Below are 12,891 nucleotides of genomic sequence, written 5' to 3' on the forward strand. Positions count from 1 at the left end.
AGTTTACCCTTTATATTTTATCCATTTATATAAATCTTTATAAGTTGGTTTTTTACCATACATTAAAATACCAACTCTATAGATTTTTGCTGCTAACCACACCATAAAAATAAATGTAAGTAATAATATAGTCATAGAAATTGCTAACTCATACCAAGATACCCCAAACGGAACTCTCATTAACATAACAATAGAACTTGTAAATGGAATGTAAGAAAATAGCACTGCCATAGAACCATGGGGGTCATTCATTACCGTAGCAAAACCCACGTAAACACCTAACATTAGTGGCATCATAATAGGTAACATAAATTGTTGTGTATCGGTTTCATTATCTACAGCAGCACCAACTGCAGCAAATAGAGAACTATACAACATAAAACCACCTAAAAAGTAAAAGATAAATAGTATAAACATTTTAAGAATTGGTAATCTTAAAATTTCTTGAATTAACAACTGCATTTTATCTGGCTCTATAGCTTGTTGTGCAGCACCTAATTGTTCTGCAGGTACTCTGGCTGTTTGCATTTCTACAACATTAACACCAAAAACAGCAGATGCTACGGTAGTTAAAATCAATAATAAAATACCCCAAATAAAGAACTGTAACAACCCTGCAGATGCATTCCCTATAATTTTACCCATCATTAATTGAAAAGGTTTTACAGACGATACAATTACTTCTATAATTCTACTTGTTTTTTCTTCTATTACACTTCTCATTACAGAATTACCGTAAATAATAACAAACATCATTAATAAATAACCAGCAATAGAACCTAAACCAATTTTTAATCCGTTTATTAATTTAGAAGATTCTTCTCCAGAAAAATTATACATTTTAATTTCTGTATTAATTTTAGAAGCTTCTATTTTAGCTAAATCAATGCCAAAATTAGTTAGTTTAGAGTTTCTTATTTTTTGTTCAATTTTGTTTTCTAAGGCTTCCATTAAAGACATACCTGGTGAGTCTTTAGAGTAAAACTCTATAGATTTTGATAAAATTTCTAAACTATCTTTTTTGGGTATAATTAAAGCACCAAAATAATTACCATCCTCAACTTTCTTTTTAGTTTCTTCTGCACCCAACAAAGTATAATCTTTGTAATGTATTGTTTTGGTATCTTTAAAATCTTCTTTAGAAAACATTCCAGAATTGTCTACATAAACAATATCCTTAATTTTTTCATCGTTTTTTTTCATCAAAAAAACAACTAAAAATCCCATACCAATCATTAAAATAGGGCTTAAAAAAGTCATCATTATAAATGATTTATTACGCACCTTAGCAATAAACTCTCTTTGTATAATTAATTTTAACTTACTCATCTTCTTAAATGTTTTTATTTATTGCCTGAATAAAAATATCGTTTGCACTTGGTATTAACTCTACAAAATGTTGCACTTCTCCGCTACTTGTTAAAAAGGATAATAAATCGTTTGCAGAATTACCGTTTGTTAACTTAACATTCATTGTTAAGCTATCGTTTAATAATTTAAAGTTAGACGGGTACACCTCAAAATTTTCTTTTAATTTGTTTTTTACATCCGTAGGATTATCTGTATGTAAACCTACTTGAAAAGTATGGGTTTTAAATTTACGCTTAATATCATCTAATTTTCCATCAAGTATTTTATTAGATTTGTTTATCAATGCTATATCATCACACATCTCTTCTACAGATTCCATTCTGTGCGTAGAAAAAATAATAGTTGCACCTTCTTCTCTTAATTGTAATATTTCTTTAGCAATTAACTGTGCATTTATAGGATCAAATCCAGAGAAAGGTTCATCAAAAATTAATAATTTAGGATTGTGCATTACGGTAACAATAAATTGTACTTTTTGTGCCATTCCTTTTGATAGTTCTTCAATTTTTTTATTCCACCAAGCAGAAATATCAAACTTATCAAACCAATATTTTAGTCTTTTTTTAGCTTCTGCTTTACTCAACCCTTTTAATTGTGCCAAATACAAAGCTTGTTCACCAACCTTCATAGATTTATACAAACCTCTTTCTTCTGGCATATAACCAATTTGAGAAATATGATGCGGCGCCAAGGCTTCTCCGTCTAAAATAATAGAACCAGAGTCTGGCATAGTAATTTGATTCACAATTCTTATTAATGATGTTTTTCCTGCCCCATTTGGCCCTAACAAGCCAAAAACACTCCCTTTAGGAATGTTTAATGAAACATTATTTAATGCTGTAAATTCTCCATACTTTTTTACAACATTATTAACTTCTAATAAATTTCTCATTGAATATAAATGGTTTTTCTGAAAGTTTATGGTAATCACAAACTTACATATTTTATAAGTATTAGTAATAAAATGTACAAAAACGTTACAATAAAATTTTATGTTAATTTTTACTATGCATGCATAACTTTTTACACTTTTACTATGCATGCATAGTAAAAATTTTATATATTTGATGTAATGAGCAAAGAAGTATCTATAGATCATCAATTAAGAGCAACATGGCAAGCCGTTGCAAAGATGTATAATGAACAGGCAACAAAGCATAATACAACAATGGCAACCGCTTTTGTTTTATTAAATATTGATAAACAAAACGGAACACCGTCTACAGCATTGGGGCCTTTAATGGGAATGGAACCTACAAGTCTATCTAGAATTTTAAAAACGATGGAAGATAAAGGTGTTATTTCTAGAGAAAAAAACCCGAATGATGGTAGAGGTGTTTTAATTAAATTGACTGATTATGGCAAAGAAAAACGTAAAGTTTCTAAAGCTTATGTAATACAGTTTAATGAAATTGTAAAAGAAAATGTTTCTGAAGAAGAGTTAGCAGGCTTTTTTAAAGTAACATCTACAATTAATAAATTAATTGCTGACAGGCATATTTATGGCACCGTTAGTAATAAAACAGTAAAAAACAAATTAACTAATGATTAGAAGAATTAAAAAAGTAGCAATAGTTGGCTCCGGTATTATGGGAAGCGGAATTGCATGTCATTTCGCAAACATTGGTGTAGAAGTTCTATTGTTGGACATTGTTCCAAGAGAATTAAACGACAAAGAAAAAGCAAAAGGACTTACGTTAGATGATAAAGTTGTAAGAAATCGTTTGGTAAATGATGCCCTTACAGCTTCTTTAAAATCGAAACCCTCTCCTATCTACAATCAAAAATTTGCAAGCAGAATTACCACTGGTAATTTAGAGGATGATATTGCAAAAGTTACTGATGTAGATTGGATTATGGAAGTTGTTGTAGAAAGACTAGATATCAAAAAAATTGTTTTTGAAAAATTAGAAAAATATAGAACTCCTGGTACTATTATTTCTTCAAATACTTCTGGTATTCCTATAAAATTTATGAATGAAGGAAGAAGTGAAGATTTCCAAAAGCATTTTGCGGTAACTCACTTTTTTAATCCACCAAGATATTTAAAACTTTTCGAAGTTGTTCCTGGTCCAGATTGTAAACAAGAAGTTACAGACTTCTTAATGATGTATGGAGAAAAATTCTTAGGAAAAACTTCTGTTTTAGCAAAAGATACTCCTGCATTTATAGGTAATAGAATTGGAATCTTCGGAATTCAATCTTTATTTCATCAAGTAAAAGAGTTAGAATTAACTGTTGAAGAAGTAGATAAATTAACAGGCCCAGTTATAGGCCGTCCAAAATCTGCAACTTTTAGAACGGTTGACGTAGTTGGTTTAGATACTTTGGTACACGTTGCTAATGGTATTTATGAAAACTGCCCTAATGATGAAGCTCATGAATTATTTAAACTTCCAGGTTTCATCAATACAATGATGGAAAACAAATGGTTAGGAAGTAAAACTGGTCAAGGTTTTTATAAAAAAATAAAAAATGAGGAAGGAAAAAGTGAAATTCTAACTTTAGATTTAGACACATTAGAATATCGTTCTAAAAAACGTGCAAAATTTGCAACTTTAGAACTTACGAAAACGATTGATAAGCCAATTGATCGATTTAAAATACTAGTTGGCGGAAAAGATAAAGCTGGAGAATTTTACAGAAAGAATTTTGCAGCAATGTTTGCTTATGTTCAAAATAGAATTCCAGAAATTTCTGATGAATTGTATAAAATTGATGATGCAATGAAAGCTGGTTTTGGATGGGAAAATGGTCCTTTCGAAATTTGGGATGCAGTTGGTGTAGAAAAAGGAATCGAATTAATGAAAGCTGAAGGAAAGGAACCTGCAACTTGGGTAACAGAAATGTTAGCAAGTGGAGTTTCATCATTCTATACAGTAAAAGAAGGAGCTACTTATTTTTATGATATTCCTTCTAAATCTCAAACTAAAAAACCTGGTCAAGAATCATTCATCATATTAGATAATATTAGAAAATCAAACGAAGTTTTTAAAAATTCCGGTGTTGTAATTGAAGATATTGGAGATGGAATTTTAAATGTAGAATTCCAATCTAAAATGAATACCATTGGTGGAGATGTTTTAGCCGGAATTAATAAAGGTATTGATTTAGCAGAAAAAAACTTTCAAGGATTGGTTATTGGTAATCAAGCCGCAAATTTTTCTGTTGGGGCAAATATTGGTATGATTTTTATGATGGCGGTAGAGCAAGAGTATGATGAATTAAATTATGCCATTAAACACTTTCAAGACACAATGATGCGCATGCGTTATTCATCAATACCAACAATTTCTGCTCCTCATGGAATGGCTTTAGGTGGTGGTTGTGAAATATCACTTCATGCAGATAAAGTTGTTGCAGCAGCAGAAACTTATATGGGATTAGTAGAATTTGGAGTTGGTGTAATTCCTGGTGGTGGAGGTTCTAAAGAAATGGCTTTAAGAGCATCAGATTCTTTTAGTAAAGGAGATGTTGAGCTAAACATTTTACAAGAAAACTTCTTAACTATAGGTATGGCAAAAGTATCTACTTCTGCTTACGAAGCTTTTGATTTAGGATTAATGCAAAAAGGAAAAGATGTTGTAGTTGTTAATAAAGACAGACAAATTGCTACCGCAAAAGCACATGCAAAAATCATGGCAGAAAGCGGTTACACACAACCTGTAAAACGAAAAGACGTGAGAGTTTTAGGAAAACAAGCTTTAGGAATGTTTTTAGTAGGAACAGATTCTATGGAACATTCTAAATACATTTCAGAACACGATCAAAAAATAGCCAATAAGCTTGCTTATGTAATGGCTGGAGGAGATTTATCTGAACCAACTTTGGTTACAGAACAGTATTTATTAGACATTGAAAGAGAAGCGTTTTTATCTCTTTGTACAGAGCGTAAAACCTTAGAAAGAATTCAACACATGTTAAAAACGGGTAAACCTCTACGTAACTAAAGTTACTCTAGCAATTAGCCTTTAGCAATTAGCTATTGGCGAATAATTTAATTACAAACCGCTAAAAGCCAAAAGCGATTAGCCAAAAGCTAAAAAAATGAAAACAGCATATATAGTAAAAGCATATAGAACTGCAGTTGCAAAAGCTCCTAAAGGTGTTTTTAGATTTAAACGTGCAGACGAGTTGGGTGCAGAAACCATTCAGCACATGATGAAAGAATTGCCGAATTTAGACGTAAAACGTATAGATGATGTAATTGTTGGTAACGCAATGCCAGAAGGTTCTCAAGGATTAAACATGGCACGATTTATTTCTTTAATAGGATTAAATTCTGTGGATGTTCCAGGTGTAACCGTTAACCGTTTTTGTTCTTCAGGATTAGAAACAATTGCAATGGCTGCTGCTAAAATTAGTGCAGGAATGGCAGATTGTATTATTGCAGGTGGAGCAGAAAGCATGAGCTCTGTACCAATGACAGGTTTTAAACCAGAATTAAATTATGACACCATTAAATCTGGACATGCAGATTATTATTGGGGAATGGGAAATACTGCAGAAGCAGTTGCAAATCAGTTTAAAGTTTCTAGAGAAGACCAAGATCAATTTGCATTTAATTCTCACATGAAAGCATTAAAAGCACAAGCTGAAAATCGTTTTCAAGATCAAATTGTTCCTGTAGAAGTGGAACAAACATACTTAGATGAAAATGGGAAAAAAGCTACTAAAAAATATACCGTAACTAAAGATGAAGGACCTAGAAAAGGAACCTCAACTGCTGTTTTAAATAAATTACGTCCGGTTTTTGCAGCAGGAGGAAGTGTAACTGCTGGTAACTCATCTCAAATGAGTGATGGAGCTGCTTTTGTAATGGTGATGAGCGAAGAAATGGTAAATGAATTAAATCTTGAACCAATTGCAAGAGTTGTAAATTATGCTGCAGCTGGTGTTGAGCCAAGAATTATGGGAATTGGTCCTGTTGCCGCAATTCCAAAAGTTTTAAAACAAGCAGGTTTACAACAAAATGATATCGATTTAATTGAATTAAATGAGGCGTTTGCTTCTCAATCTTTAGCAGTAATGCGCGAGTTAGATTTAAATCAAGAAATTGTAAATGTAAATGGTGGTGCTATTGCATTAGGACATCCTTTAGGTTGTACAGGCGCAAAGCTATCTGTGCAATTATTTGATGAAATGCGTAAGCGAAATATGAAAAACAAATACGGAATGGTAACGATGTGTGTGGGTACAGGACAAGGAGCTGCGGGAGTATTTGAATTTCTTAATTAATAACAAATTAAACAATTAACTAAAATGGCAGATTTATTAAGAGGTGGACAATTCCTTATAAAAGAAACAAATTGCGAAGATATATTTACTCCAGAAGATTTTTCTGAAGAGCAACAAATGATGAAAGAAGCGGTTACGGAATTTAATGATAGAGAAATCATTCCGCATAAAGCTCGTTTTGAAGCAAAAGATTATGCACTTACAGAAGAAGTTATGCGTAAAGCAGGTGAATTAGGTTTTTTAGGAGTAGCAGTTCCGGAAGCTTATGATGGTTTAGGAATGGGATTTGTTTCTACAGTTTTAACTTGCGATTATATCTCTAGCGGAACAGGATCTTTTAGTACCGCTTTTGGCGCACACACAGGTATTGGTACAATGCCAATTACTTTGTACGGAACAGAAGAACAAAAACAAAAATATGTACCCAAATTAGCAACTGGCGAGTGGTTTGGTGCTTACTGTTTAACAGAACCAGGTGCTGGTTCTGATGCTAATTCTGGTAAGACTACAGCAGAATTATCCGAAGATGGAAAATCTTACAAAATTAACGGACAAAAAATGTGGATTTCTAACGCTGGTTTTTGTAGTGTGATGATTGTTTTTGCTCGTATTGAAGATGATAGAAACATCACAGGTTTTATAGTTGAATATGATAAAGAAAATCCGAATGGAATTACTTTAGGTGAAGAAGAACATAAATTAGGAATTAAAGCTTCATCAACAAGACAAGTATTTTTTAATGACACTATTGTACCTGCAGAAAATATGTTGGCTGCTCGTGGAGAAGGTTTTAAAATAGCAATGAATGCCTTAAATGTTGGTCGTATTAAATTAGCTGCAGCTTGTTTAGATTCAGAAAGAAGAATTGTTACACATGCTGTAAAATATGCCAATGAACGCAAACAATTTAAAACACCAATTGCAGACTTTGGTGCTATTAAAATTAAATTAGCAGAAATGGCAACCAATGCTTATGTTGGGGAATCTGCAACGTATAGAGCTTCTAAAAATATAGAAGATAGAATTGCTTTAAGAGTAGAAGCCGGAAATACGCATCAAGAAGCAGAATTAAAAGGTGTAGAAGAGTATGCTATAGAGTGTTCTATTTTAAAAGTAGCGGTTTCTGAAGATGTACAAAATTGTGCTGATGAAGGAATTCAAATTTTTGGAGGAATGGGATTCTCTGAAGAAACACCAATGGAATCTGCCTGGAGAGATGCTAGAATTGCTCGTATTTACGAAGGAACTAACGAAATTAACAGAATGCTTTCTGTTGGGATGTTAGTAAAAAAAGCCATGAAAGGTCATTTAGATTTATTAGGCCCGGCAATGAAAGTGCAAGAAGACTTAATGGGAATACCTTCTTTTGAAACGCCAGATTTTTCTGAATTATTCTCTGAAGAGAAAGTAATGATTTCTAAAATGAAGAAAACATTTTTAATGGTTGCAGGTGCTGCTCTTCAAAAATTTGGAACAGAATTAGAACAACATCAACAGTTACTCATTGCTGCTTCAGATATTTTAATTGAAATTTACATGGCAGAGTCTGCAATTTTAAGAACTGAAAAAAATGCAAAACGTTTTGGTAAAGACGCACAATCTGTACAAATTGCAATGTCTAAATTATATTTATACAACGCTGTAGATATTATTGAGAAAAAAGGAAAAGAAAGTATTATTTCTTTTGCCGAAGGAGATGAACAACGTATGTTATTAATGGGATTAAAACGTTTTACAAAATATGTTAACTATCCTGATATTGTAGATTTACGTAATGAAATAGCTGAAAAAGTAAAGTCAGAAAACAAATATTGTTTCTAAAAACCTCTTGATGTCAAATTGAGTTTATTTAAACTTGCTAAGCTTTTCTTAAACTCAACTGACAATCAAAAGAATATTAAAATTTATTTTTTAAAGAAAGAAAACCATCTATATAGATGGTTTTCTTTCTTTAAAATCATGTAAATCAACAGAATTAAATAGAAAAGTTTATTTTCGTAAAAAACAAACATCATGAAAATAAAGCTTCTATTTTTTATTTCAATAACTTTCTTAGCGGTTAGTTGTAATTCTAAAAAAACAATAAAAATTAATGATAAAATTCTTCTAGAAAGTATCAAAATCTTATCTCATGATTCTTTAGAAGGCCGAGGATTTTCCAAAAAAGGAAATTATAAAGCTCAGAAATTTATTGCTAGTCAATTTGAAAAAATTGGATTAGAAAAGATGTCTGAAGAAGGGTTTATTCAAAAGTTTCCATATACCTTTTCCGGAAAAAAAAGGTTAAGAATGTTTCCTATAAAGGGAATCGAAAGAACAGATACGATTACTCCAATACCAGACACTACAGCTATTGGTGGTAATGTTATAGGGAAAATTACTGGAAAAACAGAAAAAAGCATTGTAATTACGGGTCATTTAGATCATTTAGGTATTAGAAAAGGTCTAATTTATAATGGAGCAGATGATGATGCTTCTGGTACTGCTGCTCTTTTTGCTATTGCAGATTATTTTAAAATGAAACCTACAAAACATACTCTAATTTTTGCTGCTGTAGATGCCGAAGAAATAGGTTCTTTAGGTGCTAGTTATTGGTTACAAAAATATGAACAAAAAAATAATATTGTTTTAAATATTAACATGGACATGATTGCGCATAATGACTCTTTACAATTATATGCTTCTGGTTTATTCCATTATCCTCAATTAAAAAAGCCCTTAGAAAATATAGACTCTCCGATTACCTTACTATTTGGACATGATAATCCTGATGATAAAACTAAAGATGATTGGACTAATTCTTCTGATCATAGAGTTTTTCATAAAGAAGGCATTCCATTTATCTACTTTGGGGTCGAGGATCATAAAGATTATCACAAAGCAACTGATACTTTTGAAAACATTAATCAAGAATTTTACATAAAAGCTGTTGAATTAATTATAAAATCAATAGAAAATTACGATACTTATTTAGAATAAATATTTAACCTTTTTTACACATAAAAAATAGGTTTTAATCAATTAAATATCAGTAGTTTTGCACGCAATTTGAAAACAACGAAATGAAACGTATTAAACAATATAAAAAACTTTTTAACGTAGAAGGAGCTATCAACTTAAAAGATTTAAAAAAATCTTACAGAAGTTTAGTAAAGGAATGGCACCCTGATAAGTTTCAAGATGAAGCTGAAAAAGAAGAAGCTGAAATAAAAAGTACAGAAATTATAGATGGTTACCACTTTTTAGTAAGTATTGCACCAGAAACAAAAGAAGCTAATCTAGATGCTTATAAAACAACTATAACAGAATTTCAAGTTGCTGATTGGCATCATAAAGGAATGTTATTAGAAGTTACTTTTACTGATGGTAATAAATATGAATACTTTGGTGTTAGCAAAGTTCTTTTCGGAAAATTTATAAATGCTAGATCTATGAACAATTTCGGTAAAAGAAATATTTTTAATTCTTTTACTTATAGAAAATCTATGAAAGCATCTACAACTGTTTAAGATTTTACTTTCTTAAAATTATAAAAAAAGAGATTACAAATATTTGTAATCTCTTTTTTACTTTTAATGCTTAACATTCTTTTAAAATCAAATTAAAATGAATGTTTATCATCTCTGAAACTACAATTATACCTAACATTTTTTTTGGTGCTTCTAAGTTATAGTCTTCTATATTTAAATGTAAATTACCTGAAACTAAAAACACTTCATTTTCTTCTATTGTTACCGGAACTTTGTATTTTTTCGAAACTCCAGCAATTGTCATTTCTACTAAAGCTTCTGTTGTTGTTTCTTTTTTTTCTACTTCTTTTAAGTTTAGTAAAATTTGAGGAAACTTATTTGATTTTAATAATTTATTAAAATCTTTATTCATTACTTTATTACCACAATCAAAACAAGAGTTACCCAACTTTAAAATAGCTTCTTTAAAATAGATTTTATTATCTTTCTTTTGAAAAGATAAAGGAACTGTTTTATCAAAATCTAAAAAATTAAAATCACATTTAAATTTATTTACATTAGTAGATCCTATAATTTCTAACTTACTTTCTTCATCTATCTTAATAATTGTATCATTTTTAAATACATTAATTTTAGTGAAAGAAAATAAGAATAATGAAACCCCTATTAAAATTATTATTTTCTTCATTGTTTTTACCTTTTCTATTTATTGCAACTATTTTTTAAATAAATAAACCTCTTACTTTTCTAATTTATAAGAGGCTTATTCTACTAAAATACAAACAATTACTATTATTCTACTATAAAATTGATATTAAAAACTAATTGCTGCTTCTAATATTACTCCGTTAAATTTACCACCGTTTAAAGTACTTGTTGTTGCAAAACCTTCATATTCTTGATTTACGTACTCCATTTTCATTAAAATGTTTTTTGTCATAAACCAACCTGCAACTAATTGAGATCTTTTAATTGTAATATCTTCTCCTGTCATTTCTTCAGAATCTACAGTATTGTAACGACCACCTATATATAAGTTTTCATTTTTACCGAACCTGTATAAAAGTTCTCCTGCAAATTGATTTGCAGTTCTATCTTCTGTTTCTGCTGTTGCTTTACCTGAAGCAGTTTCAATTGTTCCGAAAAACTCCAATCCTTTATATTTTATAAATGGATTAAACATAATTGCAGTAATACTGTTTTTTAAATTAGGATTGTATCTACCAGATCTAAAATTATCTGATTCCGCAGATTCTGCAATCATTACTCCATAATATCTAGAACCAGCCCTATCCGCCGAATATAAATAAGAGTTTGGTACATAACCTGTGTTATATATAGACCCTGTAATTCTTACTCTTAAATCTGTATTAATTTGTTTATCGTACCCTAATTTAGCTAAAAAAGAAGCTCCTCCACTCTTTCCATCTTCTGCAAGTTCATCTCCTATAGCATTTTTTTCTACAGATTGGTTTAATTTACCATTTGTAACCCCTATCATCCCTAAAAGGCCATTTTTTCTAAGTACTAACTCCGCACCAACTTCTGTTGTATAAGAATCCATAATTAAATTTCCAACAAATGGGTTGTGTACAGTTTGTGCATTATCACTTCTTCTAAAATGAGCATCTCCATAATTATTTTCCATATGTCCAATTTTTATAGAAGCATACTGCATAAAGTCTTCTAAAAAACCTTCTTTTATAAAATCTAATTTATCTACTTGTAAATAACCACCTTTTACATAAGTTTCATTGTGGTGACGAGAAGATAAGAAAGTACGTAAGTGCATGTTAACCCCATCATATAAAGCTACATCTATATCTAAGTTTGCAGTTGCCAAATTAAAATTTGATCCTATAGCTTGTAACTCTATGCCTGCTAAATCTGAGTTTTCATGACTTATTCCTTGAAATTGAAGCGCAAAAGATCCACCAAGTCTTACTTTAAGACCATCAAAAGTAGTTGTTGTAGTTTTTGGTGATTCAAAAACATTTACACCTCTTTTATCTGTGTATCTAAAATTATCTAAATCTCTATTTTCTTGAGCAGAAACCCCCAAACCAGCGAGCGTTAATACTATCATTAATGTTCTTTTAAAAATTGTATTCATTTTTATTATTTTTAAGTTCATAAATTATTTTAAAATTGTATTGAATTTGATTGTTACTGTATCTCCCGTTTTAATGGTACCCAATAATGCTGTAGGAGGAGAAACATTGTAGTCTGTCATTCTAATTGATTTTTCTCCAACAAGTTTTATCGTTTCTCCATTAATATTTAAATTAAAATCTAATAAAATTTCTTTTGTAACACCTGCTATTGTTAAATTACCTTTAGATTTTATTTTGAAATTTCCATCTTTTAAATCTGTAATTTCTTTTGAGCTTACAAATTGAAACTCTATTGTTTTAAATTTTTTTGTGTTTAAAGCTTTGTAAGTATTTTTATCCATACCTCCTTTTCCACTTTTTAAACTTTCTGCTTCAACTACAAGATTTAGTTTTTTAATTTGAAAATCATTAGACTTATCTAAAGAGATAGTTCCTGTTTGATTTTCTGTTTCAATTTCCCAATCATGGATATTTGAAGTTCCATAAACTAATAATGTAGAATTTTTTGTATCCACATTATATTCTTGAGCGTAAAATTTACTTGAAGTAAATAAAAACATTGCAACTACTCCTAAAATTGCTACATTCATTCTTTTCTGATAAAACATATTTATAATATTTTAATTACACTACAAATTTCATTTAATTAAGAAAGTTAAATTATGAGGAATATCAGATTATAGAATTTTAACTAAAAA

The 12,891-nt window shown here is 30.2% G+C and carries 11 protein-coding genes; 6 read left to right on the plus strand and 5 right to left on the minus strand.

What is annotated here, in order from left to right:
* Positions 1 to 3: 3 nt before the first annotated feature.
* Entirely contained in the window at positions 4 to 1,329 is a 1,326-nt protein-coding gene (locus tag ACJJVY_RS04875; RefSeq protein ID WP_405605751.1) for an ABC transporter permease, read from the minus strand.
* Between the two features lie 4 nt (positions 1,330 to 1,333).
* A complete protein-coding gene (locus ACJJVY_RS04880) occupies positions 1,334 to 2,263 on the minus strand; it encodes an ABC transporter ATP-binding protein (protein WP_405605753.1) in 930 nt (309 codons plus the stop codon).
* A gap of 180 nt (positions 2,264 to 2,443) precedes the next feature.
* On the opposite strand from ACJJVY_RS04880, the gene ACJJVY_RS04885 reads away from it, so the two are divergent.
* From ACJJVY_RS04885 to ACJJVY_RS04910, 6 genes are all read left to right on the plus strand, one after another.
* On the plus strand, positions 2,444 to 2,923 hold the full coding sequence (locus ACJJVY_RS04885) for a MarR family winged helix-turn-helix transcriptional regulator (RefSeq protein ID WP_405605755.1): 480 nt from the start codon (positions 2,444 to 2,446) through the stop codon (positions 2,921 to 2,923).
* Positions 2,916 to 5,321 (plus strand): 3-hydroxyacyl-CoA dehydrogenase/enoyl-CoA hydratase family protein, encoded by a 2,406-nt coding sequence (locus ACJJVY_RS04890; RefSeq protein WP_405605757.1) that lies wholly within the window; start codon positions 2,916 to 2,918, stop codon positions 5,319 to 5,321. Before ACJJVY_RS04885 ends, ACJJVY_RS04890 begins: the two co-directional genes overlap by 8 nt.
* Before the next feature lie 97 nt (positions 5,322 to 5,418).
* Entirely contained in the window at positions 5,419 to 6,609 is a 1,191-nt protein-coding gene (locus ACJJVY_RS04895; RefSeq protein ID WP_405605759.1) for an acetyl-CoA C-acyltransferase, read from the plus strand.
* 24 nt (positions 6,610 to 6,633) lie between these two features.
* On the plus strand, positions 6,634 to 8,430 hold the full coding sequence (locus ACJJVY_RS04900) for an acyl-CoA dehydrogenase family protein (protein WP_405605761.1): 1,797 nt from the start codon (positions 6,634 to 6,636) through the stop codon (positions 8,428 to 8,430).
* 192 nt (positions 8,431 to 8,622) lie between these two features.
* Positions 8,623 to 9,588, plus strand: coding sequence for a M28 family peptidase (locus ACJJVY_RS04905; RefSeq protein WP_405605763.1), 966 nt, complete (start codon positions 8,623 to 8,625; stop codon positions 9,586 to 9,588).
* A gap of 83 nt (positions 9,589 to 9,671) precedes the next feature.
* Positions 9,672 to 10,118: a KTSC domain-containing protein gene (locus ACJJVY_RS04910; RefSeq protein WP_405605765.1), complete on the plus strand. Its 447-nt coding sequence runs from the start codon at positions 9,672 to 9,674 to the stop codon at positions 10,116 to 10,118.
* Between the two features lie 70 nt (positions 10,119 to 10,188).
* Here the strand turns inward: ACJJVY_RS04910 and ACJJVY_RS04915 are convergent, their stop codons facing one another.
* The 3 genes from ACJJVY_RS04915 to ACJJVY_RS04925 all read right to left on the minus strand — a co-directional run bounded on the left by ACJJVY_RS04915 (position 10,189) and on the right by ACJJVY_RS04925 (position 12,801).
* A complete protein-coding gene (locus ACJJVY_RS04915) occupies positions 10,189 to 10,767 on the minus strand; it encodes a YceI family protein (RefSeq protein ID WP_405605767.1) in 579 nt (192 codons plus the stop codon).
* 126 nt (positions 10,768 to 10,893) lie between these two features.
* Positions 10,894 to 12,192 carry a hypothetical protein gene (locus tag ACJJVY_RS04920; protein WP_405605769.1) on the minus strand — a complete coding sequence of 433 codons (1,299 nt, stop codon included), beginning with the start codon at positions 12,190 to 12,192 and terminating at the stop codon, positions 10,894 to 10,896.
* 24 nt (positions 12,193 to 12,216) lie between these two features.
* Positions 12,217 to 12,801 carry a YceI family protein gene (locus ACJJVY_RS04925; protein WP_405605771.1) on the minus strand — a complete coding sequence of 195 codons (585 nt, stop codon included), beginning with the start codon at positions 12,799 to 12,801 and terminating at the stop codon, positions 12,217 to 12,219.
* Positions 12,802 to 12,891 lie beyond the last annotated feature (90 nt).

Source organism: Polaribacter sp. Asnod1-A03, from assembly GCF_045063585.1.
Classification (GTDB): domain Bacteria; phylum Bacteroidota; class Bacteroidia; order Flavobacteriales; family Flavobacteriaceae; genus Polaribacter.